Annotated in this window: 27 protein-coding genes; 13 read left to right on the forward strand and 14 right to left on the reverse strand. The window is 67.7% G+C overall.

What is annotated here, in order from left to right; all coding sequences use genetic code 11:
- The first annotated feature begins 34 nt into the window (after positions 1 to 34).
- A complete protein-coding gene (locus AC5E6L_RS00690) occupies positions 35 to 682 on the forward strand; it encodes a VUT family protein (protein WP_491770558.1) in 648 nt (215 codons plus the stop codon).
- On the opposite strand, the gene AC5E6L_RS00695 is transcribed toward AC5E6L_RS00690, so the two are convergent.
- The 4 genes from AC5E6L_RS00695 to AC5E6L_RS00710 are packed head-to-tail and all read right to left on the reverse strand — an operon-like array spanning position 651 to position 5310.
- Entirely contained in the window at positions 651 to 1709 is a 1059-nt protein-coding gene (locus AC5E6L_RS00695; RefSeq protein ID WP_491770560.1) for an esterase-like activity of phytase family protein, read from the reverse strand. The two genes, AC5E6L_RS00690 and AC5E6L_RS00695, sit on opposite strands and share 32 nt — an antisense overlap.
- On the reverse strand, positions 1710 to 3638 hold the full coding sequence (gene cobT, locus AC5E6L_RS00700) for a cobaltochelatase subunit CobT (RefSeq protein WP_491770562.1): 1929 nt from the start codon (positions 3636 to 3638) through the stop codon (positions 1710 to 1712). It lies immediately after the preceding gene.
- 12 nt (positions 3639 to 3650) lie between these two features.
- A complete protein-coding gene (cobS, locus tag AC5E6L_RS00705; protein ID WP_491229248.1) occupies positions 3651 to 4637 on the reverse strand; it encodes a cobaltochelatase subunit CobS in 987 nt (328 codons plus the stop codon).
- 58 nt (positions 4638 to 4695) lie between these two features.
- Positions 4696 to 5310 (reverse strand): J domain-containing protein, encoded by a 615-nt coding sequence (locus AC5E6L_RS00710; RefSeq protein WP_491229249.1) that lies wholly within the window; start codon positions 5308 to 5310, stop codon positions 4696 to 4698.
- A 163-nt stretch (positions 5311 to 5473) separates the two neighbouring features.
- Between AC5E6L_RS00710 and AC5E6L_RS00715 the strand changes: the two genes are divergently transcribed.
- Positions 5474 to 5740, forward strand: coding sequence for a BolA family protein (locus AC5E6L_RS00715; protein ID WP_491229258.1), 267 nt, complete (start codon positions 5474 to 5476; stop codon positions 5738 to 5740).
- A gap of 28 nt (positions 5741 to 5768) precedes the next feature.
- On the opposite strand, the gene AC5E6L_RS00720 is transcribed toward AC5E6L_RS00715, so the two are convergent.
- Positions 5769 to 6491, reverse strand: coding sequence for a fused DSP-PTPase phosphatase/NAD kinase-like protein (locus tag AC5E6L_RS00720; RefSeq protein ID WP_491229250.1), 723 nt, complete (start codon positions 6489 to 6491; stop codon positions 5769 to 5771).
- 175 nt (positions 6492 to 6666) lie between these two features.
- On the opposite strand from AC5E6L_RS00720, the gene msrA reads away from it, so the two are divergent.
- The gene (gene msrA, locus AC5E6L_RS00725) at positions 6667 to 7311 is read left to right on the forward strand and encodes a peptide-methionine (S)-S-oxide reductase MsrA (protein WP_491229251.1); all 645 of its coding nucleotides are present in this window, start codon (positions 6667 to 6669) and stop codon (positions 7309 to 7311) included.
- Between the two features lie 173 nt (positions 7312 to 7484).
- Positions 7485 to 8387 carry a lysophospholipid acyltransferase family protein gene (locus tag AC5E6L_RS00730; protein ID WP_491770566.1) on the forward strand — a complete coding sequence of 301 codons (903 nt, stop codon included), beginning with the start codon at positions 7485 to 7487 and terminating at the stop codon, positions 8385 to 8387.
- A gap of 114 nt (positions 8388 to 8501) precedes the next feature.
- Here the strand turns inward: AC5E6L_RS00730 and fsa are convergent, their stop codons facing one another.
- Positions 8502 to 9155: a fructose-6-phosphate aldolase gene (gene fsa / locus AC5E6L_RS00735; RefSeq protein WP_491229253.1), complete on the reverse strand. Its 654-nt coding sequence runs from the start codon at positions 9153 to 9155 to the stop codon at positions 8502 to 8504.
- 85 nt (positions 9156 to 9240) lie between these two features.
- On the opposite strand from fsa, the gene AC5E6L_RS00740 reads away from it, so the two are divergent.
- The 9 genes from AC5E6L_RS00740 to AC5E6L_RS00780 all read left to right on the forward strand — a co-directional run bounded on the left by AC5E6L_RS00740 (position 9241) and on the right by AC5E6L_RS00780 (position 17559).
- Complete coding sequence (locus AC5E6L_RS00740; RefSeq protein ID WP_491770568.1) at positions 9241 to 11439, forward strand: primosomal protein N'; 2199 nt, start codon at positions 9241 to 9243, stop codon at positions 11437 to 11439.
- A gap of 41 nt (positions 11440 to 11480) precedes the next feature.
- Positions 11481 to 11873: an AGROH133_08824 family phage infection protein gene (locus tag AC5E6L_RS00745; protein ID WP_491229255.1), complete on the forward strand. Its 393-nt coding sequence runs from the start codon at positions 11481 to 11483 to the stop codon at positions 11871 to 11873.
- A 210-nt stretch (positions 11874 to 12083) separates the two neighbouring features.
- On the forward strand, positions 12084 to 12641 hold the full coding sequence (locus tag AC5E6L_RS00750; RefSeq protein WP_491770570.1) for a F0F1 ATP synthase subunit delta: 558 nt from the start codon (positions 12084 to 12086) through the stop codon (positions 12639 to 12641).
- On the forward strand, positions 12641 to 14170 hold the full coding sequence (atpA, locus tag AC5E6L_RS00755) for a F0F1 ATP synthase subunit alpha (RefSeq protein WP_491770572.1): 1530 nt from the start codon (positions 12641 to 12643) through the stop codon (positions 14168 to 14170). Before AC5E6L_RS00750 ends, atpA begins: the two co-directional genes overlap by 1 nt.
- Before the next feature lie 33 nt (positions 14171 to 14203).
- Positions 14204 to 15079, forward strand: coding sequence for a F0F1 ATP synthase subunit gamma (locus tag AC5E6L_RS00760; RefSeq protein ID WP_491770574.1), 876 nt, complete (start codon positions 14204 to 14206; stop codon positions 15077 to 15079).
- Between the two features lie 12 nt (positions 15080 to 15091).
- The gene (locus AC5E6L_RS00765) at positions 15092 to 15385 is read left to right on the forward strand and encodes a hypothetical protein (RefSeq protein WP_491230520.1); all 294 of its coding nucleotides are present in this window, start codon (positions 15092 to 15094) and stop codon (positions 15383 to 15385) included.
- A gap of 74 nt (positions 15386 to 15459) precedes the next feature.
- Entirely contained in the window at positions 15460 to 16902 is a 1443-nt protein-coding gene (gene atpD, locus AC5E6L_RS00770; RefSeq protein WP_491230519.1) for a F0F1 ATP synthase subunit beta, read from the forward strand.
- A 56-nt stretch (positions 16903 to 16958) separates the two neighbouring features.
- Positions 16959 to 17147: a hypothetical protein gene (locus AC5E6L_RS00775; protein WP_491230518.1), complete on the forward strand. Its 189-nt coding sequence runs from the start codon at positions 16959 to 16961 to the stop codon at positions 17145 to 17147.
- A 4-nt stretch (positions 17148 to 17151) separates the two neighbouring features.
- Complete coding sequence (locus tag AC5E6L_RS00780; protein ID WP_491230517.1) at positions 17152 to 17559, forward strand: F0F1 ATP synthase subunit epsilon; 408 nt, start codon at positions 17152 to 17154, stop codon at positions 17557 to 17559.
- A gap of 53 nt (positions 17560 to 17612) precedes the next feature.
- On the opposite strand, the gene AC5E6L_RS00785 is transcribed toward AC5E6L_RS00780, so the two are convergent.
- The 8 genes from AC5E6L_RS00785 to AC5E6L_RS00820 form a co-directional block, all read right to left on the reverse strand.
- The gene (locus AC5E6L_RS00785) at positions 17613 to 18116 is read right to left on the reverse strand and encodes a GNAT family N-acetyltransferase (RefSeq protein WP_491230516.1); all 504 of its coding nucleotides are present in this window, start codon (positions 18114 to 18116) and stop codon (positions 17613 to 17615) included.
- 56 nt (positions 18117 to 18172) lie between these two features.
- Positions 18173 to 18700, reverse strand: coding sequence for an RNA pyrophosphohydrolase (locus tag AC5E6L_RS00790; RefSeq protein ID WP_491770577.1), 528 nt, complete (start codon positions 18698 to 18700; stop codon positions 18173 to 18175).
- 5 nt (positions 18701 to 18705) lie between these two features.
- Positions 18706 to 19935, reverse strand: a complete 1230-nt coding sequence (locus AC5E6L_RS00795) for a divergent polysaccharide deacetylase family protein (protein WP_491770579.1) — start codon at positions 19933 to 19935, stop codon at positions 18706 to 18708.
- A gap of 102 nt (positions 19936 to 20037) precedes the next feature.
- The gene (locus AC5E6L_RS00800) at positions 20038 to 21366 is read right to left on the reverse strand and encodes a S41 family peptidase (protein WP_491229030.1); all 1329 of its coding nucleotides are present in this window, start codon (positions 21364 to 21366) and stop codon (positions 20038 to 20040) included.
- Between the two features lie 5 nt (positions 21367 to 21371).
- A complete protein-coding gene (locus AC5E6L_RS00805; protein ID WP_491229021.1) occupies positions 21372 to 22799 on the reverse strand; it encodes a murein hydrolase activator EnvC family protein in 1428 nt (475 codons plus the stop codon).
- A gap of 137 nt (positions 22800 to 22936) precedes the next feature.
- On the reverse strand, positions 22937 to 23422 hold the full coding sequence (rlmH, locus tag AC5E6L_RS00810; protein ID WP_491770582.1) for a 23S rRNA (pseudouridine(1915)-N(3))-methyltransferase RlmH: 486 nt from the start codon (positions 23420 to 23422) through the stop codon (positions 22937 to 22939).
- A gap of 46 nt (positions 23423 to 23468) precedes the next feature.
- Positions 23469 to 23849, reverse strand: coding sequence for a ribosome silencing factor (rsfS, locus tag AC5E6L_RS00815; RefSeq protein WP_491229031.1), 381 nt, complete (start codon positions 23847 to 23849; stop codon positions 23469 to 23471).
- A gap of 140 nt (positions 23850 to 23989) precedes the next feature.
- Positions 23990 to 24646: a nicotinate-nucleotide adenylyltransferase gene (locus AC5E6L_RS00820; RefSeq protein ID WP_491229023.1), complete on the reverse strand. Its 657-nt coding sequence runs from the start codon at positions 24644 to 24646 to the stop codon at positions 23990 to 23992.
- Positions 24647 to 24658 lie beyond the last annotated feature (12 nt).

Raw genomic sequence — 24658 nt, forward strand, 5'->3', positions numbered from 1 at the left:
GATTGCAACTGGTGGCATCACCCAGGATAAAAAAATGCACTCCCTTCCGCTCGTTCCGACCCTCGGTTTCATCGCCGCCATGTGCGCGGTGGTGGCCGCGTCCAACTATCTCGTCCAGTTCCCCGTTCAGGCGACCCTCGGCGGCGTCAACCTCGCCGATCTGCTGACCTGGGGCGCCTTCACATATCCGGTGGCGTTCCTCGTCACGGACCTGACGAACCGGCGTTTCGGCCCGCAGGTGGCCCGCACCGTGGTGCTCGCCGGCTTCGCGCTGGCCGTGGTGCTGTCGGTCTTTCTGGCCACGCCCCGCATCGCGATCGCCTCGGGCACCGCCTTCCTGACCGCGCAACTGCTCGATGTCGCCATCTTCAACCGGCTGCGCGAACAGCGATGGTGGCAGGCGCCGCTGATCTCGTCGGTGATCGGCTCCCTGGTCGACACGGCCCTGTTCTTCTCGATCGCCTTTGCGCCCGCTTTCGGCCTGATCGATACGGGGCTCGGCATGGAGGACGGCTCGCTCGGCTTTGCCGTGCCGTTCCTGGGGGTCGGCGGGCAGACGCCGCTCTGGGTCTCGCTGGCCGCCGGCGACCTGCTGGTCAAGCTGGCCGTGGGGCTCGCCATGCTGGTGCCCTACGGTCTCCTTCTGGGTGCTACCCGTCCGCCGCGGCCGGTTGCGGGCTGACGTCCGGTCCGACAAGCCTGAACTCGATCAGAAGGCTGCGTTGCAGCAGCGAGTGGTTGTCGTCGGAGACGATGGTCAGGCGCGGCACGCCGTCCGGGTCGGCCGTGACCGCCAGCCCTTCCATATTGTCGATCTGATAGCGCAGATCGGCTTCCAGCAGCGTCGGGCCATCGACGGTCGCGCCCTCGCGAATGTCCGCATCGTCGATGCGCCGCAGGCGCATGCCGATTCCGTCCCGAACGTTGAAGCGCCTTTCGAGGACGATCAGGTCGCCGTTGGGCAGCGCGTCGACATCGGTGACGTGGAACCCGCCGCTCCTGCGGACCGAAAACTCGAACGCCTCGCCTTCTTTCGGCGCAACGAACGCCATGATGTCGCCGGCCGCATCGAGGCTGTACTCGCTGATGCCGATCAGGGCGCCCGCAAGCGGACCGTTCGGCGCGCCGATGGCGATCCCCTCGAAGCCGCGATTGGGGCGCAGTTCGCGCGCCGGCACGGGCGGATGGTCAGCGCCCTGCCAGACCGGCGCGCCGTTCGCGCGCCGCCGGTAGCGGACGATGCGATGGGCGCGCTCGAAGGAGACGAGCACCGTGTCGCCGCTGGCGGCGATGCCCTCGGCGTCGGCGAACCATTTGCCGGCGAAGGGCAGGCCGTCGCGGCCGGCGATCCGCGTCATCTCAAGGCCGGCGACGCCGACCGGCCGCCGCGCACCGTCGCGTTCGACCGTGCCCGTCAGCCAGAAGCCGGTATCGGTCACGGCGATGAAACCCGCCTGCCCGTCGGTGAAGCGCAAGCCCGAAAGGGCGCCGAAATGCGGCGAGGCGGCCTTCATCTCCAGGCCGCCGGCGAACTCCAGTTCGCCGAAGCGCGCCTGATCCGAGCCGATGCGAAAGCGCGCAATGGGGTGTATGCGCGCCTTTATGCGATATGTCCCGGCCTCCTCGGCGCCGGCGGTCGGGGTGCCGGCCGGCGGTGTGGCGCAGAACATGGCGGCGGCCAGGGCGAGCGCCCTTGCGCGCGGCCGCACTCAGCCCGCCCGCCTGCGGCGCGCCGGTCCCCGGCCGGCCGGGCGGCCGCCTTCGTCCTCGAACAGCGCGGCCAATTGCTCGGTCATGGCGCCGGCCAGTTCCTCGGCGTCCACGATCGTCACCGCGCGGCGATAATAGCGCGTGACGTCGTGGCCGATGCCGATGGCGAGCAGCTCCACGCCGGAACGTGTCTCGATCTCCTCGATCACCGCGCGCAGGTGGCGTTCGAGATAGTTGCCCGGATTGACCGACAGCGTCGAATCGTCGACCGGCGCGCCATCGGAGATCATCATCAGGATCCTGCGCTGCTCTGGGCGGGCGGCCAGGCGCCTGTAGGCCCAGGCGAGCGCCTCGCCGTCGATGTTCTCCTTGAGCAGGCCCTCGCGCATCATCAGGCCGAGATTGCGCCGCGACCGGCGCCAGGGCGCGTCGGCGCTCTTGTAGATGATGTGGCGCAGATCGTTGAGCCGCCCCGGCTCGGCCGGCTTGCCGCGCTTGAGCCAGGCTTCGCGCGCCTGACCGCCCTTCCATGCGCGGGTGGTGAAACCGAGGATCTCGACCTTCACGCCGCACCGTTCGAGCGTGCGCGCCAGAATGTCGGCGCAAGTGGCGGCGACAGAGATGGGCCGGCCCCGCATCGAGCCGGAATTGTCGATCAGCAGGGTGACGACGGTGTCCCTGAAATTGGTGTCCCGCTCGCGCTTGAAGGTCAGCGCGCCGAAGCCGCCCTTCATCTCCTCGACGACGACGCGCGGCAGGCGCGCCGGATCGAGAAACCCCTCTTCGAGGTCGAAGTCCCAGGAGCGGCTCTGCTGCGCCATCAGGCGCCGTTGCAGACGGTTGGCGAGCCGCCCCACCACGCCCTGGAGATTTGCGAGCTGCTTGTCCAGATAGGCGCGGAGCCGCTCAAGCTCGACCTCGTCGCACAGATCCTCGGCGGCGACCGTCTCGTCGAACTCGGCGGTGAACACCTGATAGTCGATGCCCGACAGGATGTCCTCAAAGCGCGGGTCGGGCCGCTCGACATCGCCAGGCTCCTCGGCATCGAGATCGAAATCCTCGTCCATCTCGTCGCTGGCCGCGTCGGCGGCCTCCATCTCGCCGGCCTCGGCCTGCTGGCTTTCGGCGGGCGCCTCGTCCTCCTCGGCGTTTTCCTCACCCGATTGCTGGTCGTCGAGGCCGCCCTCCTCGTCCTGATCGTCCTGCTCGGGTGGCTCCTGGTCCTCGCCGTCATCCTCGCCGGCGTCGTCCGGGCCTTCGCCCTCATAGTCCTCGGCCATCTCCATGGCCGCCAGCATGTGGCGCACGGTGCGGGCGAAAGCGTCCTGATCCTCAAGATTGGCGGCGAGCGCCTCAAGATCGCCGCCGGCCTTGTCGGTGATCCAGTCGCGCCAGAGATCGGCGACGGCGCTGGCCGCTTCCGGCGTCGGCCGTCCGGTGAGCTTTTCGCGCACGATCAGCGCCACCGCCTCTTCCAGCGGCGCCTTATCGCGCTCGGTGACGGCCGACAGATTGTTGCGCGTGAAGCGGTCTTCGAGCATCGCCGACAGATTGTCGCCGACACCGGCCATGCGCCGCGCGCCGAGCGATTCGCAGCGCGCCTGTTCGACCGCATCGTACACCGCGCGGGCCTGATCGCCGTCCGGCGCGATGGCCCGATGCACGCCGTTGTCATGGCAGGCCGAGCGCAGGGCGATCGAATCGCCCATGCCGCGCGTGATCATGACATCGTTGCGGGTGACCCGCTTGGGCAGGTCGGTCAGTCGCGCATGCTTGCCGGCAAAGGCCGGCCGGTCGTTGGAAAAGACGACCTCAAGCTCCGGTTCGCCTGATATCGCCCGCATGCAACTCGACACCGCCCGCTTGAACGGCTCGGTGTCGGCGGGCTTGTGGGAGCGCTTGCGCGCATTGTCTCCGAGGGTGGCCATGGTTCGCCGCGGCTAGCTCAACGCGACATTCGCCGCCGATTCCTTCAGTTCCTCGCCGAAGCAGCGCTGGTAGAACTCGGCCACCAGCGTGCGCTCCAGATCGTCGCACTTGTTCAGGAAGGTCAGGCGGAAGGCCATCGCCAGATCGCCGAAAATCTCGGCGTTCTCCGCCCAGGTGATCACCGTGCGCGGGCTCATCACGGTCGAAAGGTCGCCATTGATGAAGGCCTGCCGCGTCAGGTCGGCGAGGCGCACCATGGCGCCCGCCGTCTCGCGGCCCTCTCGCGTCTGATAGTGCTTGGCCTTGGCCAGGACGATCTCGACCTCGTTGTCATGCGGCAGATAGTTGAGCGTGGTGACGATCGACCAGCGGTCCATCTGCGCCTGGTTGATCTGCTGGGTGCCGTGATAGAGCCCTGTCGTATCGCCCAGGCCGACCGTGTTGGCGGTGGCGAACAGGCGGAAGGCGGGGTGCGGCCGGATGACGCGGCTCTGGTCGAGCAGCGTCAGACGGCCCGAGGATTCAAGCACGCGCTGGATGACGAACATCACGTCCGGACGGCCGGCGTCATATTCGTCGAAGACGAGCGCGACATTGTGCTGATAGGCCCAGGGCAGGATGCCGTCGCGGAACTCGGTGACCTGCTTGCCCTCGCGCACGACGATGGCGTCCTTTCCGACCAGGTCGATCCGGGAGATATGGCTGTCCAGGTTGACGCGGACGGCCGGCCAGTTGAGCCTTGCGGCGACCTGCTCGATATGGGTCGACTTGCCGGTGCCGTGATAGCCCGAGACCATCACGCGGCGATTGTGGGCGAACCCGGCCAGGATCGCCAGCGTCGTCGCCCGGTCGAAAATATAGTCGCGATCGATCTCCGGCACGTGCGAGGCGACGGCCGAAAAAGCCGGCACGGCCATGTCGACGTCGAGACCGAAGGTCTCGCGCACGTCGACGGTGGTGTCGGGCATGTCGGCAATGTCGAGGTCGATCTTGTTCATGGGTCATTCCTGGCGCGGCGCCGGGTCGCCGGGCTTCACGGTCACAGTCGGAGGCGGGCTAGCACAGCCCCGCGGTCTTTAACAGTTGATATGCCTGGATGACGTCGCGGAACCGCTCCTCGGAGGTGCGGTCACCGCCATTGGCGTCGGGATGGTGCTTCTTGACCAGCTCCTTGTAGCGGGTCTTGATGTCGTCGGAGTTCGCCTCGTCCTTGAGCCCGAGCGTGCGCATGGCCTTGGACTCAAGCGGCTTGAGCCGGCGAACCGGGGCGGCGTTGCGCGCGTTCGCCCATGCGTCCGGGTCGCGCATGCGCATGGCCTTGGCCGACCCCGACTTGAGATCGGAGAAGACGGGCGCGGCCGTCGTCCTGGCGTTCGCCGTGCCCATCTTCCAGGTTGGCCGGTTGCCGGTCATCGAGTCCTTCTGGAAGCGGGCGATGTCCTCGTCCGAAAGGCCCGAGAAATAGTTGTAGTTCTTGTTGTATTCGCGCACATGGTCGAGGCAGAACCACAGATATTCGCCCTCGCGGTTGCGGCCCGCCGGCGCCTTGTGGCGGCCCGGATTTTCGCAGCCGGCCCATTGGCAGCGGTTGCGCGCCTCCTCCTCGGCCTGGCGCTTCTTGCCGCCCGGCTTGATGCGGATCGAATCGAAATATTTCGAACTGGTTTTCATGCGAAGCGATTATGGGGCCGGAGCCCGGACAAACAAGGATTGACACGAGGGATGCGCGCGGTAGGGCGGATGCAGGGGCGCGGAAAACCACGCACCCGTTTACCGGTCCTGACGGCGCGTGACAAGCGGGAGATAGCCATTGACGGGTTCCATTGAAAGCGCGATGCGCGACAGGTTGACGGCGGCTTTCGCCCCCCAGCGGCTCGAAGTGATCAATGAGAGCCACCTGCATGCCGGCCATCAGGGCGGCGCGGTGGACGGCACGGGCGAAACCCATTTTCGCGTGCGCATCGTCTCTGCGGCCTTCGAGGGCATGGCGCGGCTCGCGCGCCACAGGGCGGTCAACGCGGCGCTGTCGGCAGAACTGGCCGCAGGCGTGCATGCGCTGGCGATCGAGCCGGCCGCGCCGGGCGAGCCGGTGCGCTGGTAGGGCTAGAGTGTCCGGCGGGAGTGCCGGTTCATTCGCGGCGCAGGATCCGGTCGGTCAGGAAACTGCCAACCCGGCTGGCCCGATGGGCATCCATAACCGCCTGCCTGTCATAGGTGGTGTGCAGCCAGTCGCGGAACGCGATGCCGCTTTGCCGGTGCGCGCGCGCATAGTCTTCGATGAAGCGGTCGAGCACGCCGGTCTTGGCGTGCCTTACGTGCAGATAGCGCAGCGAGAGCTGCCGCGCCGCCGCCTCTGGCGGCCGGCCGGCCCAGAGCATGTAGAGAGCCGCGCCCAGCCCGGCCCTGTCGGCACCGGACTTGCAATGCATAAGGAGCGGCTTGTCGGCGGTCTCGAACAGCGCGAACAGGGCTTCCACTTCTTCGGGCGTCGGCGGCATGCGCGAATAGAGCCGCGCATCGACCATCTTGATGCCCAGCGCCCCGCTGGTTTCCCGTTCCAGATAGTAGGACCCCCAGCTCGACGGGCCGCGCAGATTGACGATGGTGCGGATGCCGCGGCGCGCAAGATCCCGGACCTGTTCCGGCGAAGGCTGGTTCGAGCGCCAAACGCCGGGCGCGATCTCGTCCATATTGCGCCACCAAAGGCGCAGGACGCCGTGGTCGGACGCCATCATGTCGAGATAGGCGCGCCGCCGGTTCGCCGGCCTGGCCAGGTCGGCGCTCCAGCTCGCGCGCCATAGATTCTGCCGGTCTCGGAAGGCGGTTTTCAGGCGGGCAAGCAAGACAGCCATCGCGGGACAAGGGGAAAGGGCGCGGCATGCATAGGCAGCCGCCCCCCGTTTGACAAGCATGTGCCCTTGCGGCGCCCGCGGCCGCCCTCACACAAACGTGTCCGCGATTGAGTTGCCTGTCCGCTGCGGACATTCTCTAGTCGGTATGGTACAGAGTGCAGATCGGAGCCGCTTCATGCCGTTGTCCCTTGTTCGTTCGCTCGTCCTGTCCGGCTTGCTGGCCATTCTTGCCGCGCCCGCGCCCGCCCAGGCCGAAACCAGATCGCTCGTGGTCGCAGGCGGGTGTTTTTGGTGCGTGGAGGCGGACTTCGACAAGGTGGCCGGCGTGGTCGGCACCACCTCGGGCTATGCCGGCGGCGAGATGCGCAACCCGACCTATCGCAATCACGGCCGCCACCGCGAAGTGGTCAGGATCGACTACGACCCTTCCGTGACCGACTACCGAACGCTCGTCGACATCTTCCTGCGCACCATCGATCCGCTTGATTCCGGCGGCCAGTTCTGCGACCGCGGCCGGTCCTACGAAACGGCGATCCATGCCGCGGACGACACCGAGAAGCGGGCCGCGCTCGAAGCCGTCAACGCCGCCTCGCAAGCGCTCGGGCAGCCGGTCGTCACGCCGGTCGAGGGCCCGGTCGCCTTCTGGCAGGCCGAGGACTATCACCTCGACTATCATCTGAGCCAGGAGCGCGTCCTGACGCGGTTCGGCCTTGTCACCAAGGCACGCGCCTACAAGGGCTACCGCGCCGCCTGCGGGCGCGACGAGCGCGTCACGCAGATCTGGGGCGAGCAGGCCTATCGGGGGGTCGGCGAAGGTTAGAGCGCGTCTGGCTCGCGATGCCCGCAATCCACGGCCGCCCGCCGGCCGTGCGGCAAATTGCACACGAACGCCCCCCGGCCGGCGGGCGGCGTTTTCAACACGTTCGCACATGTGTCATAATGCCGATACACAAATCGGCAAGGGACTGTTCACCCAGACCGGACACAATGGCCATGGAAATCCAAAGCGTGACCTCGACCTTTGCGGGCGTCATTAGCGGCCGCACGCAAGCCAGCAGGCAGGCCGGCGACCCGCACATCGTCGACCAGTTGATCGCCGAGCGCGGCCAGACGCTGGTCAAGAGCCTGGCCTGGCCGTTGCTGCGGCCGGCGCTCTACAAGATCCTGCACTATGATCAGGCGGTGCGCATGGCCGACGCCGTCGCCGAGATGAAGGGGCTCGATTGCTTCGGCTACGTCTCCGACCTGCTGAAGCTGGATGTGCGCGTGTCCGGGGCCGGGCACCTGCCGCGCAAGGGCGCCTTCATCCTGGTCTCCAATCACCCGACCGGCATCGCCGATGGGATCGCCGTCCATGACATGCTCAAGGACACAAGGCCGGACTTCATGTTCTTCGCCAACCGCGACGCGATCCGCGTCTCCAAGGGGCTGGCCGACATCATCATCCCGGTGGAATGGCGCGCCGGCCAGAAATCGCATGCCAAGAGCCGCGAGACGCTGGTGCGCACCAACCGCGCCTTCAAGGACGGCAAGGCGATCGTGTTGTTCCCGTCCGGCCGCATCGCCTACTGGTCGCACGGCGCGCTGCGCGAACGGCCATGGATGGCGACCGGCATCCAGATGGCCAAGCGTTATGACGTGCCGATCGTTCCCATGCATGTCGAGGCCCGCAATTCCTGGCTTTTCTACCTGCTCGCGCACCGCAACCCGGAACTGCGCGACATGACCGTGTTCCATGAGTTGCTCAACAAGACCGGCAGCACCTTTTCGATGACGCTCGGCGCGCCGATCGCTCCCGAAGCGCTCGACGGGGACGTGCAGGACCTGACGCACGCCTTGCAGGGCCATTGCGAGCACCGGCTTAAGGACGACGCGGATGCGGTGTTTGCGCCCTGAACGCCACACTTGGAACGCCACACTTGGCGCATTCGACCGGACTTGAGCCGTGCCGCGATCGCGCGCCGGCCGCGCGCGGGGCCAAATTGCGCTGACTAAGCCGTTCCCAGGCCGTCACGCGATTGTCTGGCCGGTCTTGGCCCAGTCGGCCAGGAACGCGTCCAGCCCCTTGTCGGTCAGCGGGTGCCTGAACAGCGCCTTGAGCGTTGCCGGCGGCACGGTCGCCACGTCGGCGCCGATCAGCGCGGCCTGCTTGACGTGATTGACCGTGCGGATCGAGGCGGCGAGGATCTCGGTGCCGAAATCGTAATTGTCGTAGATGGTGCGAATCTCCTCGATCAGCTCCATCCCGTCCACCGCCAGGTCGTCGATGCGGCCCACGAAGGGCGAGATGAACGTCGCGCCCGCCTTGGCGGCCAAAAGCGCCTGGTTGGCCGAAAAGCACAGCGTCACATTGACCTGCCGGCCGCCCTGGGTGATCGCGCGGCAGGCTTTCAGCCCATCCATCGTCAGCGGCAGCTTGATGCAGATATTGTCGGCGATCGCGCCGAGCACATCGGCCTCTTTCATCATGCCGCCGAAATCGGTCGCGGTGACCTCGGCGGAGACGGGGCCTTCCACGATGTCGCAGATTTCCTTTGTCACCTCGCCATAGGGCCGGCCCGACTTCATGATGAGCGAGGGGTTCGTGGTCACCCCGTCGAGCAGGCCGATATCGTTGAGCGCACGGATTTCGTTGACGTCCGCCGTGTCGACAAAGAACTTCATGTCTTGTTTTCCCGCTTTCGGATTGCGCGGCCGCGCCGCTCGGTCGGGTTCCGTTTAGAGCAATCGGGCTGCAAGGTCACCCGCCATGAGGACCGATTCGCAAAAAGTTGCCCGAACCGTATCGGTTTTGGTGCCGACGCCGTCTCCGGTGCCCTACACCTATGCGCTGCCCGAAGCGTTGTCGGCCGCGCCGGGCGCGATCGTGAAGGTGCCGCTCGGCCCGCGCCAGGTGCCGGGCCTGGTCTGGGACGCGGCGGGGCGGGACGTGCCCGTCGATGCCGCGAAGCTGCGGCCGGTGACGGCCGTCTTCGACTGTCCGCCGCTCGCCGAAGACATGCGCCGCTTCATCGCATGGGTGGCGCGCTATACGCTGTCGGCGCCGGGCCTGGTCGCGCGCATGGCGCTGCGCGCGCCCGCCGCTTTCGAGCCCGAAGCGCCGGTGCCGGCGCTGCGGCTGACCGAAACGCGCCCCGAACGCCTGACCGCGGCGCGCGCGCGCGTGCTCGCCCTTGCCGCCGAAACGCGCCCGGCGTCCTGGACGCGCCCGGGCCTTGCCCATGCGGCGGGCGTGTCGCCGTCAGTGGTCGACGGACTGGCGAAGGCCGGCGCGTTCGAGGCGGTGACGCTGCCGCCGCCGCCGGTCGTCGCGCCGCCCGATCCGGCCCACGCGGTCCCCGATCTGCGCGCCGAGCAGGCCGGGGCCGCGCGAAGGCTTGCGGACGGGGTCGCCGCGCGCGCCTTTTCGGTCGCGCTGCTCGAAGGCGTCACCGGCGCCGGCAAGACCGAGGTCTATTTCGAGGCGATCGCCGCCGCGCTCGAAGCGGGCCGGCAGGTCCTGGTCCTGCTGCCGGAGATCGCGCTGACCCAGAGCTTCATCGACCGGTTCGAGGCGCGCTTCGGCGCCCCGCCCGCGCCCTGGCATTCGGACCTTCCGCCCAGGATGCGCGAGAAGGTCTGGCGGCAGGTGGTCGAAGGGCGCGTGCGCGTCGTCGCCGGCGCGCGCTCGGCGCTGTTCCTGCCGTTCGCCGATCTCGGCCTGATCATCGTCGACGAGGAGCATGACACGGCCTACAAGCAGGAGGACCGCGTCCACTACAATGCGCGCGACATGGCGGTGGTGCGCGCCAAGCTCGCCGGCTGCCCGGTCGTGCTGGTGTCGGCGACGCCGTCGGTGGAAACCCGCCACAATGCCCTTGAAGGCCGCTACAGGCACCTGACATTGCCGCGCCGGTTCGCCGACGCCGCCCTGCCCGATGTCAGGCTCGTCGACATGCGCAAGAGCCCGCCGGCGCGGGGCGGCTTCCTGTCGCCGGTGCTGCTGGAAGCCATGGCGCGAACGCTGGAGAAGGGCGAGCAGTCGCTCCTGTTCCTCAACCGGCGCGGCTATGCGCCGCTGACGCTGTGCCGGGCGTGCGGGCATCGCTTCGCCTGCGAGGATTGCTCGGCTTGGCTGGTCGAGCATCGGTTCCGGCGGCAATTGCAGTGCCATCATTGCGGCCATCACGAGCCGGTGCCCGAAGCCTGCCCGCAATGCGGCACGTTCGACCATCTGGTCGCCTGCGGGCCGGGCATCGAGCGCATCGCCGAGGAGACGCTTGGCCACTTCCCCGATGCGCGGGTGACCGTGCTGTCGTCGGACATGGCGGGCGGGGTCAAGCGCCTGCGGCTCGAAATGGAGGCGATCGCCGGGGGCGAGGCCGACATCGTCATCGGCACGCAACTGGTCGCCAAGGGCCACAACTTCCCGCTCTTGACGCTGGTCGGCGCGGTCGACGCCGATCTCGGCCTTGCCAATGGCGATCCGCGCGCGGCCGAACGCACCTTCCAGCTTCTGTCGCAGGTGACCGGCCGGGCCGGCCGCACGGGGCGGCGGAGCCATGGCCTGATCCAGACCTACCAGCCCGAGCATCCGGTGCTCAAAGCCTGCGCGAAGGGCGATCTCGACGCTTTCTACGCCGCCCAGATCGCCGAGCGCGCGCGCGGCCGGATGCCGCCCTTCGGCCGGCTGGCCGCGATCATCGTGTCGGCCGGCAGCCGCGCCGACGCCGAAGCCCATGGCCGGAGCCTGCGCGCCGCCGCCCCGGCGTCGCACGACATCATGGTTCTCGGGCCGGCCGAGGCGCCGCTCGCCATGGTGCGCGGACGGCACCGGTTCCGGCTCCTGGTGCACGGCACCGAGCGAGCCGACATGCAGGCCTATCTGCGCGCCATGATCGCCACGGCGCCCAACCCGCGCGGCTCGGTCCGCGTGGCGGTCGATGTCGACCCGCAGAGTTTTCTTTGACATAGCCCGATCCGCAACGCGCCCTCAGCAAAGGTTCCATCATGCTCACCCTCATACCCCCGCAAACGCCCGGCGAATGGCTCGCCTGGACCTCGGCCGTCATCACCGTCATCTTCGGCCTGATCTGCTTCTTCGCGCCGCGCGCGACCTTTCGCATCCTGCGCCTGCGCACCGCCGAAGGCGTGCCCGCAGCCCTGTCGGAGAGCCGGGCGACGATGGCCGGCTTCTATCTGGGGACCGGTCTTCTGGCGATCGTCTTCCAGCAGCCCTTCGTCTGGCTCGTGCTCGGCGCGGGATGGGCCTTCACGGCGCTCGGCCGGCTGGTTTCGATCTTCGCCGACAGGGGCAACAGCGGCTTCAACTGGGGCTCGCTGGCCTTCGAGATCGCGCTTGCGGCGGGCCCGCTCGCCCTTGCGCTGGGATATGTGCGCTGAAACCGTTCAAGAGCGCCTTTTGCCCTGTGACAAAAGGGTGGGCGGATCACCTTGCACCGCCAAAAACGCTATGCTAGACGGCGCTGGACCGGCTCTCGGAGGGGACGACCACTTTCCCGGCGGGCCGAAAAAAGAAAAATCAATTCAATGTGTTGACTTGCCTTCGCGTGGCACTTCGGCACATGCCCGAAAACAGGGACCTTCGGCGCGGTGGCCAGCATATCCCCCACTTCCTCGGTTGCCGATCGCTATGCCCGCTCGCTCTATGAGCTGGCCTCCGAATCCGGCGCGGTCGAGGCGGTCGGGACGGCCCTTGACGCCTTCGGGGTGCTGATCGGCGAAAGCGCCGATCTCAAGCGCCTGATCGAGAGCCCGGTCTTTTCCGCCGACGAGCAGTCGGCCGCGCTCGATGCCATTGTCGCCAAGGCCGGGCTCGAACCGCTTACGGCCAATTTCCTTCGGGTCGTCGCCCGCAATCGGCGCCTGTTCGCCCTGCCGGCGATCATCAAGGCGTTCGGGGCGATCGCCGCGCGCGCGCGCGGCGAGGTGATCGCCGAGGTCACGAGCGCCGCCGCGCTCAACGCCACGCAGGAAAAGGCGCTCAAGGCCACGCTCAAGCGGGTCGCCGGCAAGGACGTCACGCTGTCTGTGACGGTCGATCCGTCGATCCTGGGCGGCCTGGTCGTCAAGATCGGCTCGCGTCAGATCGATTCCTCGCTGAAGACGAAACTCTCCTCACTCAAGCTTGCACTCAAAGAGGTCGGCTGATGGACATCCGTGCCGCGGAAATCTCCGCAATCCTCAAGGACCAGATCAAGAATTTCGGCCAGGAGGCCGAGGTCTCGGAAATCGGGCAGGTGCTGTCGGTCGGCGACGGCATCGCCCGCATCTACGGGCTCGATCAGGTGCAGGCCGGCGAGATGGTCGCGTTCCCCGGCGGCATTGCCGGCATGGCGCTGAACCTTGAAAGCGACAATGTCGGCGCGGTGATCTTCGGCAACGACCGCGACATCAAGGAAGGCGACACGGTCAAGCGCACGGGCGCGATCGTGGACGTGCCCGTCGGCATGGAACTGCTTGGGCGCGTGGTCGACCCGCTCGGCAATCCGCTTGACGGCAAGGGTCCCATCAACACCGCCGAGCGCCGGCGCGTCGACGTCAAGGCGCCGGGCATCATCCCACGCAAGTCGGTGCATGAGCCGATGTCGACGGGCCTGAAGGCGATCGACGCGCTGATCCCAGTCGGCCGCGGCCAGCGCGAACTCGTCATCGGCGACCGCCAGACCGGCAAGACCGCGATTCTGCTCGACACGTTCCTGAACCAGAAGCCGATCCACGACAGCGGCCCTGAGAACGAGAAGCTCTACTGCGTCTATGTCGCCGTCGGCCAGAAGCGCTCGACCGTCGCCCAGTTCGTCAAGGTGCTGGAGGAGCGGGGCGCGCTCGACTATTCGATCATCATCGCCGCCACCGCCTCCGATCCGGCGCCGTTGCAGTTCCTGGCGCCGTTCGCCGGCTGCGCGATCGGCGAATATTTCCGCGACAATGGCAAGCATGCGCTGATCGGCTATGACGATCTGTCCAAGCAGGCCGTCGCCTATCGCCAGATGTCGCTCCTGCTGCGCCGCCCGCCGGGCCGCGAGGCCTATCCCGGCGATGTGTTCTACCTGCATTCGCGGCTTCTGGAGCGCGCGGCCAAGCTGAACGAGGACAATGGCGCGGGCTCGCTGACCGCCCTGCCGGTCATCGAAACGCAGGGCAACGACGTGTCCGCCTTCATTCCGACCAACGTGATCTCGATCACCGACGGGCAGATCTTCCTTGAGACGGACCTGTTCTTCCAGGGCATCCGCCCGGCCGTCAATGTCGGCCTTTCGGTGTCGCGCGTGGGCTCGTCCGCGCAGGTCAAGGCGATGAAGCAGGTCGCCGGCTCGATCAAGGGCGAGCTTGCCCAGTATCGCGAGATGGCCGCGTTCGCGCAGTTCGGCTCCGATCTCGATGCCGCCACGCAGCGCCTGCTCAATCGCGGCGCGCGCCTGACCGAACTGCTCAAGCAGCCGCAATTCTCGCCGCTCAAGACCGAGGAGCAGGTCGCGGTCATCTTTGCCGGCGTCAACGGCTATCTGGACGGCTTGCCGGTCGACCGGGTCGGCGCGTTCGAACAGGGTCTGCTCACGCATATGCGCGGCGAGGGCAGGGACGTGCTCGACGCCATCCGCGCCGAGCAGAAGCTGACCGACGAGATCGAGGGCAAGCTCAAGGCCGCCATCGACGCGTTCGCCAAGAGCTTCGCCTGACACGGGAAGGCCGCGTTCAAAAGGGTTTGACCGATGCCTTCATTGAAGGACCTTCGCAGCCGCATCTCCTCCGTCAAGGCGACGCAGAAGATCACAAGGGCGATGCAGATGGTCGCCGCGGCCAAGCTGCGCCGGGCGCACGAGGCCGCCGAGGCCGCGCGCCCCTATTCGCAGCGCATGGGCGCGGTGCTGGCCAATCTGGCCGCGTCCGTCGACGGCGATGACGCGCCGCGCCTGATGGCCGGCTCGGGCGGAGACCGGGTCCATCTTCTGATCTGCTGCACCGCCGAGCGCGGGCTTTGCGGCGGCTTCAATTCCTCGATCGCCAAGATGGTGCGCGAGGATGTCCGCCGCCTTCAGGGCGAGGGCAAGGACGTCAAGATCCTGTGCGTCGGCAAGAAGGGCTTTGACATCCTCAAGCGCGAATTCGCGCCGCTGATCATTGAACTCGTCGAACTGCGCGAGGTCAAATCGGTCGGCTTCGTCAACGCGGACACGATCGGCAGGAAAGTCATCGGCCTGTTCGAGGACGAAGCATTCGACGTCGCCACGCTCTACTATTCCGAGTTCAAGTCGGTGATCAGCCAGGTGCCGACAGGCCAGCGGATCATTCCGGCGACCGCCGACGACGATGCCGGCGGTGCGGGCGCCGCCGCGATATACGAGTACGAACCCGATGCGGGCGCCATCCTCGAAGACCTGGTGCCGCGCAACATTTCGGTGCAGATCTTCCGCGCGCTGCTTGAAAACGCAGCCGGCGAGATGGGCGCCAAGATGACCGCCATGGACAATGCCACCCGCAATGCCGGCGAGATGATCGACCGGTTGACGCTGAGCTACAACCGCCAGCGTCAGGCGCAGATCACCAAGGAACTCATCGAGATCATTTCGGGCGCCGAGGCGCTGTGATAGGGTCGAACCATGAGTGAGAACGCGGAAAATCTGGTTCCGGAGCATGTGCGGCAAATCTGGACTGCCGTTGAGGATATCAAGCAAGAGGTCTCGGATCTGACGTTTCGAATGTCGGCGTTTGAACGGGGCCAATCAAACATCGGATTTCGGCTTTCCAACCTTCAGGGCGCGATTTCGCAGGTGCAGCCGTCGGCAGCTTCGCGCCATAGGCGCGCCGACAAGCTCGAAGGCCGCGGCCAGACCGTTGGGGACCGGCGCTTGATCGACCCGAATCCCGGCTCGACCGGATTGAAAGCGAACTGAAACTGACCGACGCCTGAGGGCGTCACGCAATTGCGGAGCGGCCGGCCGGTCGCGCCACGAAAGAGGAAGCGAAGATGGCAAAAGCAGCAGCCAAGGCAAAAGCCGCGACCGGCAGGATCGAACAGGTCATCGGCGCGGTCGTGGACGTCAAATTCGATGATGCGCTGCCGGAAATCCTCAACGCGCTCGAGACCGACAACAACGGCGTGCGCCTGGTGCTGGAGGTCGCCCAGCATCTGGGCGAGAACATTGTGCGCTGCATCGCCATGGATTCGACCGAAGGCCTCGTGCGCGGCCAGCCGGTGGCCGATACGGCGACGCCGATCGCCATTCCGGTCGGCCCGCAGCTTCTGGGCCGCATCATCAACGTGGTCGGCGAGCCGATCGACGAGGCCGGCGAGGTCAAGGGCGAGGAGGTGCGCGGCATCCACCAGCCCGCGCCCGAATATGTCGACCAGTCGACCGAGGCCGAAATCCTTGTCACGGGCATCAAGGTGCTCGACCTGCTCGCCCCCTACGCCAAGGGCGGCAAGATCGGCCTGTTCGGCGGCGCCGGCGTCGGCAAGACCGTTCTGATCCAGGAACTGATCAACAATGTGGCCAAGGCCCATGGCGGCTTTTCAGTGTTCGCCGGCGTCGGCGAGCGCACCCGCGAGGGCAACGATCTCTATCACGAATTCATCGAATCGGGCGTGAACAAGGAAGGCGGTGGCGAAGGCTCGAAGGCCGCGCTCGTCTTCGGCCAGATGAACGAGCCGCCCGGCGCACGCGCGCGCGTCGGCCTGACCGGCCTGACCATCGCCGAATATTTCCGCGACCAGGGCCAGGACGTGCTGTTCTTCGTCGACAACATCTTCCGCTTCACCCAGGCGGGCTCGGAAGTGTCGGCGCTGCTCGGCCGCATCCCGTCCGCCGTGGGCTATCAGCCCACGCTCGCCACGGACATGGGCGCGTTGCAGGAGCGCATCACCACGACCACCAAGGGCTCGATCACCTCGGTGCAGGCCATCTATGTCCCCGCCGACGATCTGACCGACCCGGCGCCAGCGACCTCGTTCGCCCACCTCGATGCGACGACCGTGCTCAACCGCGCCATCTCCGAAAAGGGCATCTACCCGGCCGTGGACCCGCTCGATTCCAGCTCCCGCATGCTCGACCCGCAAGTGGTCGGCCAGGAGCACTATGACGTCGCGCGCGCCGTGCAGGCAACGCTCCAGCGCTACAAGTCGCTCCAGGACATCATCGCGATCCTGGGCATGGACGAACTCAGCGAAGAGGACAAGCTGACCGTGGCGCGCGCGCGCAAGATCGAGCGCTTCCTGTCCCAGCCCTTCTTCGTCGCCGAGGTGTTCACCGGCGCGCCGGGCAAGCTCGTCGACCTCGCCGATACGATCAAGGGCTTCAAGGGGCTCGTCGAAGGCGCGTACGACCATCTTCCCGAGGCCGCCTTCTATATGGTCGGCACCATCGAGGAAGCCGTCGAGAAGGCGCAAAGGCTGGCCGCCGAGGCCGCCTGATGTTATGAGGGCCGGGGGCCGCACGTGTGCGGGCGGCCCGCCGGGAGGGTGAACGCGTGAAGATCAACCTGATCGCCCAGATGGGAATGGCCGGCGCCCTGGTCGGTTTCCTGATCGGCCCGAACTCGCTCGACGAGTTCATCGGCATCATTCCGAACAACCCGGTGGTGCTGAACGTGCTCGTCGGAGCGTTGGTCGGGGCCGCGTTCGGCGTCCTGGGCTCGCTCGCCAAGGAGATTGACTGAGACCATGGCCGACGGCTTCAACTTCGAACTGGTTTCGCCCGAACAATTGCTCGTCTCGGCCGAGGTAAGCGCGGTCGTCGTGCCCGGAACGGACGGCTATTTCACCGTGCTGGCCGACCATGCGCCGACCATGTCGACATTGCGGCCTGGCGTTGCCGAGGTGACCCTTTCGGATGGCCAGGCTGACAATTACGTCGTTTTCGGCGGGTTCGTGGACGTCACGCCGCAGGCCTGCACCATCCTTGCCGAATCGGCGGTCCGTGTCGCCGACATCGATCGGGCGGACCTCGAACAGCGCATCGAGGACGCGCGCGAGGATGTGGCCGACGCCAGGGATGACGAGGCCCGCGCCAAGGCGCAGGCCTATCTCGACCAGCTCGCCACGTTGCAGGACGCGGTTCTGCCGGCCTAGAACGGCTCTGCTTGCCGCGCCCGGCCGGAAAGCTGTTTCTCCTTGCCCGCGCGTCAGTCGACGGCGTGGAATTCGGGCGGATAGGCGACCGGGCCCGCATAGCCCTCAAGGCCGCCCGGGGCGAGTTCGAGCGCTTGCAGGGCATCGCTCTGATAGGCGCAGCGGACGGGCTCGGCGAGCGACCGCTTGAAGCCGAAGCGGCGGTAATAGGCCGGATCGCCCAGCACGAAGACGCTCTTCCAGCCCCCGCGCCGCGCCTGTTCCAGCGCGCGCCGCGTCAGTTCGGTGCCGATCTTGAAATCGTGCCATTCGGGATCGACCCCCAGCGGACCGAGACCGAGCGACCGCTCCGGCCCGGACAGTTCGGACAGCACGACATGCCCGACGACCATGGCGTCGATCTTCGCCAGCATGTCGATCGTCACCGTCGCCCCTTCCAGCAGGGCGACGGCCAGGTCCGCCTCCGCGTCCCGGCCGAAGGCGCGCCTGTGGACCGCGCGCACGGCGATCCTGTCCTCCGGCGCCGACGGGCGAAAAACGGTCTTGCTGATGATCATGGCTTCATCCCGTAGCGGCTGCATATGACAATCAGGTGTTCACGCGCGCGCCGCCGTCAGCTGCGCGTGCCGGCCAGATGGCCGAACATGGCGACGACCTGGCGGTAGGCGTCGCGCTTGAAGTCGACGATGCCGTCGGGAAGCGTCGCCATCTCGACCCATCGCCAGGCGTCGAATTCCGGGTCGTGACCATCGGGCGGCGGATCGACCCGGATCTCGCTCTCGCCGCCGGTGAAGCGGAAGGCGAACCAGTGCTGCTCCTGCCCGCGATACCTGCCCTTGAGCCCGATGCCCATCATGTGCGCGGGCAAATCGTAGCGGACGGCGCGGGGCGCCCGCTCGATCAGCTCGACCGAGCGGATACCGGTTTCCTCGTAGAGTTCGCGCCGGGCGGCCGGAAGCGGGTCCTCGCCCGGATCGATTCCGCCCTGCGGCATCTGCCAAAGAAGCGGCGCGCCGGAATATTCGGTGTTGCCCTGCTTCATGCGGCGGCCGACCCAGACGAGCCCCTGCCGGTTGAGCACCATCATGCCGGCGCAGGGGCGGTAGGGCAGCGTGTCGGCCGGCACGGTCTTTGCGGACATGGCGGCTACCGGCTCCGGCCGGCGAGCGATGCGACGCCGACCAGTTCGAAGCCGCGCTTCTTGGCGTCTTCCGCCCAGTCGGCGACGGTGCCGACGGTCAGTTCGAGCGCCGAGCCGCTGCCGACGGCATAGCCGCGCGCCGCGGCCAGTTCCTCAAGGGCCTTCAGCCGCGTTTCGATGTCGCCGCGCCGGCGCGAGGCGTCGATGACGATGTCGGCCGACAGATAGGGCACGCCCCGCGCGCGCGCGGCATCGGCCAGCGGCTGGCCGCCGGCCGACCCGTCGTTGAAGAACAGGAGGCCGCGATGGGCGAGATCCCCCAGAACGGGGGCCATCGCCGCCTCGTCGGCGGCGAAGCGCGCGCCCATATGGTTCATCACCCCGGTATAGTTGGTCAGCCGGCCGAGCGCCCAGTGCAGCTTCTCAAGATTGGCTTCGGCGGACGAGGCCAAGCGAAGCGTGCGCGGTCCGGGGTCGATCTCGGGATATCCGTGCGGCTCCATCGGCACCTGGACGAGCAGTTCGTGGCCCCCCTTGCGCGCCTCGCCCATCCAGCGCCGCAGCGAATGGCCGGTCGACGCGAAGGCCAGCGTGATTTCGGGCGGCAGGATCTCGATCGCGCGGTGGCTGCCGGTCTGGGACAGGCCGAGGCCGCCAATGACGATCGCGATCCGCTTGCCCCTGTCGCCCGACCAGGGGCGGGCGTAGATGTCCATCGGGCGGCGGCCATCGTCCGTGCGCACCGGCAGCGGCCCGAAATCGCTGTCTTCGAGCGCACCCTCCTCGGGCAGGTGCGCCACCTGAAGGGGCTGGCCCACGCGCGCGGCCGCCGGATCGCGCACGGTGATGATCTTCGGCCCGCCCGGCGAGACCTGCCGGCCGCCATCGTCGAATGTCGGCAGCGGCAGGTCGGACGTCCGGCGGTCCGCGCCGCCGTCTCCGTAGACGATGTTGACGTCCGCGCCCTCGCTCGCAGCGGGATCGGACACGGTGACGGCGCCGGTCGTCAGGGTGCCGCCCCGTCCGGTCGCGGCCGGCGCGGGGAGGGTGAGGAGCGTGGTTTCCCGCGCCGGGCCGCCCGTTGCGAGGATCGCCAGATTGGCGCCCGCCAGCACCAGGGCGAAGGCGAGCGCGGCGCCAACACCGGACCAGCGGCCTGCCCTTTGCGCCGGTGCCTGCGTGCCGACCGCCTTTTTCGGCCTGTCGGCGCCCAGCGGTGCGTGAAGGTCGGTCATGAACGGTCTCGCACCTGGGAAAGGAGGCGAATCAAAGGGCCGCCGGTCGACGGCGGCCCCGATGTTCATGCCTCATGGACGGTTTGGCAATGGCGCGTGCGGTCAGTTCGGGATCGCCTCGCTCGGATCGGCCGGGAAGGCGGCGTGGGCAACCTCGCCCCGCAACAGCGACAGCGCATATTGCAGCTGATCGTCCTGTTCGGCGTCCTGCGGGACATAGGCGATCGAGCCGGAGCCGTTCTCGTCCTCCTCTTCGCCCTGGATATGGCCGCGCAGGTCGGATTCGCCGCGCGCGAGTTCATCCTGCCGGTCGCGCAACTCCTGGGGAAGGGTCTGCTGCACCTCGATGTCCGGCGTGATGCCCTTGCCCTGGATCGACGTTCCGGCCGGCGTGTAATAGAGCGCCGTGGTCAGGCGCAGCGCGCCCGCCTCGCCCAGCGGGATGATGGTCTGCACCGATCCCTTGCCGAAAGACCGGGTGCCGACGACGGTCGCGCGGCGGTGGTCCTGAAGTGCGCCGGCGACGATCTCGGAGGCCGATGCGGAGCCGCCATTGATCAGCACGACGACGGGCTTGCCGTCAAGCAGGTCGCCGCGGCGGGCCGAAAAGCGCCGGCTGTCGCGGTCGTCGCGCCCGCGCGTGGAGACGATCAGGCCCTTTTCGAGGAAGGCGTCGGAAATGCTGATCGCCTGGTCGAGCAGGCCGCCCGGGTTGAGGCGCAGGTCCAGCACGATGCCTTGGAGATTGTCCTCGCCGATCTGCTCGGTCAGTTGCTCAAGGCCCTCGCGCAGATCGTCATAGGTCTGTTCGGTGAACGAGATGACCCGCAGATAGCCGACATCGCCCTCGGTGCGGACCTTGACGGCCTGAAGCTTGATGATGTCGCGGACGATGGTGATCTCGACCGGCTCGGCCAGGCCTTCGCGCAGGATCGTCAGCTCGATCGGCGTGTTCACCGGTCCGCGCATTCTCTCGACCGCCTGCTGCAAGGTCAGGCCGCGCACCTCCTCGCCGTCGATCCGGGCGATCAGGTCGCCGGCGAGAACGCCCGCCGCCTCGGCGGGCGTGCCGAACATGGGCGCGATCACCTTGACGAGTTCGTCTTCCATCGTCACCTCGATGCCCAGCCCGCCGAACTCGCCACGCGTCTGGGTGCGCATGTCCTCGGCGTCCTCGGCGTTGAGGAAGGACGAGTGCGGGTCGAGCGCGGTCAGCATGCCGTTGATCGCGTTCTCGATGAGCTCCCTTTCCTCGGGCGCCTCGACATAGTTGGCGCGCACGCGTTCGAAGATGTCGCCGAAGATGGCCAGTTGACGGTAGGTCTCGCTCCCGGCCGCGTTCGCCGGCATCAGCGGCTGGCCGGCAACAAGAAGCGTCGTCGCGGCGCCGACCAGCGCGCCGGCAAACAAGAGGCTAGCTCTGCGAAACATCTTGGTCATGTCCTTCCTGCTCCGGCCGCTTCCCACCAGGGGGAGGGGTCGACCGGTTTTCCGTTCTTCCTGAATTCAACATAGAGCGTCGGACTGTCATTTTCAGTGGCCGCCGCCGTCACGCCGGCCAGCCGGATCGAACCCATGATCCCGACCGGCTCGCCGCCGGCCACGAACTGGCCCCGTGAGACCTCGATCCGGTCCATGCCCGCCAACACAATATGGTATCCGTCGCCAGCGTCCAGTATCAAGAGGTTACCATAGGCGCGAAACGGGCCGGCATAAAGCACCCAGCCGTCCGCCGGGGCCGTCACGATTGCGTTAGGCGTGGTCTGTAGCGTATCGCCGCGGGCCAGGCTTCCCAGCCCGTCATCGTCGCCAAATGCGGTGATTGTGCGGCCCGCCACCGGATGTTCGAGCTGGCCGGCGAGGGCGTCGAAAGGTGTCGAGGGCGCGATGCGCCTCTGGCGCTCGGCCAGTTCCTCGGCGCGCCGGCGGCTGGCTTCGAGCCGCGTCCGCGCCTCCCGTTCGGCCTGTCGCGCCGCCTCCAGGCGCTCGCGGGCAGCTCGCTCGGCGCTCTCCCGCGCAACCCGCTGGGCCTCCTGCCGCGCCGCGCGGGCGCTTCGTTCGGCCTCTTGGGCTTCGAGCCGGGCCCGTTCCGCCGCCGCCCGCGCGGCCTGGATGTCCTCTTCGAGCGCCATGATCAGCGCCTGGAGATCGCGCGCCTCCCCGGCGAGCCGGGCGGCGCGCCGCTCCTGTTCGGCCAGTGCCTCGGCGGCGCCGCTTTCGAGCGCACGCTTTTCCTCGACGAGCACGGTCAGGCGCGCCCGCTCCTCGGCCTGGGCGGCGCGCGCCGTCTCAAGGCGAGCCCGCTCTTCGGTGATCGATGCGGTCAATTGACCCAATTCGGCCAAATCGGCGTTCAGCCGCTCCGTCTCGGCGCGCATCTCCGGCACGACGGCGCCCAGCAGTATCGCGCTGCGCACCGATGCCAGCGCATCGTCGGGCGTCACGAGGATGGCAGGCGGCGGATTGAGGCCCATGCGTTGCAGCGCGGCCAGTACCTCGGCCAGCAGGGCGCGGCGGTCCCACAGCCTCGTGCGAAGCGACGACGCCTGCGCCTTCAGGCTTTCCAGCCGGCCCTCAAGCGCCACAATGTCGAGCCCGAGCTTCCGCTCGGTCTTTGCGGCGGCGATCAGGGTGGTGGTGATCGCGGCGCGGTCCGAGCGGATCGTCTCGATTTCGCGCGCAAGCTCGGCCGCGCGCGCGCCGGCAACGCCGCGTTCGCCCAGCACGCGTTCCAGTTCCTCGACGGACCTGCCGAGCCGCGCTTCCATATCGGCGGTGGCCGTGGCGGTGGCGGTGGCGCTGTCGGGCGCAACGACCGGCTGGGCCGAGGCGCAAGGCCCGATCAGGGCGGCAACAAGCGCCAAGGCCGCTGTTCGTTTTGTCCTGCCGCGCGCCAAGGCGTCGTCTCGCTCCGTGGTCGAATCAGGCGGTTCGTTCCGGGCACTATCGGCATCCGGTGACGCCGAGAAAACCTGCAAAGGCGGCAATTGTTGGTCGGCGCTCACGCACGGTGATAGGGATGGCCGGCGAGAATGGTCGCAGCGCGGTAGAGCTGCTCGGCGACGAGGATGCGGGCGATCTGGTGCGGCCAGGTCATGGCGCCGAGCGCCAGATGCAGATCGGCACGGGCCAGAAGCTCCGGCGCGTGCCCGTCCGGCCCGCCAATGGCGAAGACGGCGCGGCGGACGCCGTCATCGCGCAGGCGGGCTATTCGGCTTGCCAGGCCGTCCGATGTCAGCGACTTGCCGGCTTCATCAAGGGCGATCAGGGCGCAGGCCCGGCCATCGGCGAGCGCCAGGCACCGGGTGCTTTCCTCGACCCTGCGCCGGCCGGGCGAGGCGGCGCGGCTTTCGGCGATCTCGGTCACGCCTTCCCATGTCAGGCCGACCGCCGGTCCGGCCTTGCCGAGCCGGTCGAGGTAACGGCCGGCCAGTTCGGCCTCGGGTCCGCTCTTCATGCGGCCGACGGCAAAGACGATCAGCCGCATGACGGAGCTTGCGCGGTGAGCGGACGGGCTTACTAGGCCACAAGGCCTAGTGCAGCGTGTCCGTCTCCGCCTGGCTGTCTTCCGCCCACATCTTTTCGAGCGCGTAGAACGCACGCACTTCGGGGCGGAAGATGTGAACGATCACGTCGCCCGTGTCGATCAGCACCCAGTCGGCGCCCGAAAGGCCCTCGACGCGGGCGGCGCCGAAACCGGCACCCTTGAGCGCGCGCAGAAGATGGTCGGCCACCGCGCCGACATGGCGGTGCGAGCGGCCCGACGCGATGACCATATGGTCGGCGAGGGCGGACTTGCCCTTTATGTCGAGGGAGACGATGTCTTCGGCCTTGGAGGCATCAAGGCTTGCAAGGACGGTTCGAAAAATCCGCTCCGCAACGGCGCGGCCGTCGGGATCGGAGGGCGAAGGCACGGCGACGGCCTTCTTCAGGGTCTGTGTTCTCAAGAGCTTCCTTTCAATGAACACCGGACACATGTGGACGATTCGGCATCCACACCCACAAGATATGCATGGGCGTCTGACAGTTTCAAGACAGGTCGGTTTACCCGCTTTTAACGGCGCCGCGCCGCGCTCCGGTTCGGCGTCTGCGTGCCGTTGCGGATCGCGGTCGAGGAAAGCGGCGAGCGGGGGCCGTGGATGAACGTCCAGGCCGGCGGGTCGAGGTGCGCAAGAAGCGCCGCGTCGTTCTCGTCGAGCCGGGCGCGGGCGAACGTCTTGGCCATCACAGAGGACAGGAAGGCCAGTGTCGAGCCCGGCCGGTCGACGACCGCGATCGGGAAACGCATGGCGATGGCGCGCCAGTCCTGCCAGTGGTGGAACGTCGCCAGATTGTCCGCGCCCATGATCCAGACGAAGCGGACCGTGGGGTTGCGCGCCTTGACGATGGCAAGGGTCTGGGCCGTGTAGCGCACATTGTGGCGCGCCTCGAACGCGGTGACCTTGACGCGCGGGTCCCGGTTGATGGCCTGCGACCAGCCGATGCGCTCGGCGAGCGGGGGCAGCGCGTCGTTTCGCTTGAGCGGGTTGCCGGGCGTGACCATCCACCAGACCTGGTCGAGCGCGATGCGGCGCAGGGCGAGTTCGGCGACCAGAAGATGGCCGTCATGGGGCGGGTTGAACGTGCCGCCGAACAGGCCGACGCTCATGCCCGGCTCGACATGCGGCATGCGCAGATGCTGGGCGCCGACGCCGGCATGGTCGAACGTCATCTGGGTCGTGGT

This window comes from Roseitalea sp. (assembly GCF_984466335.1).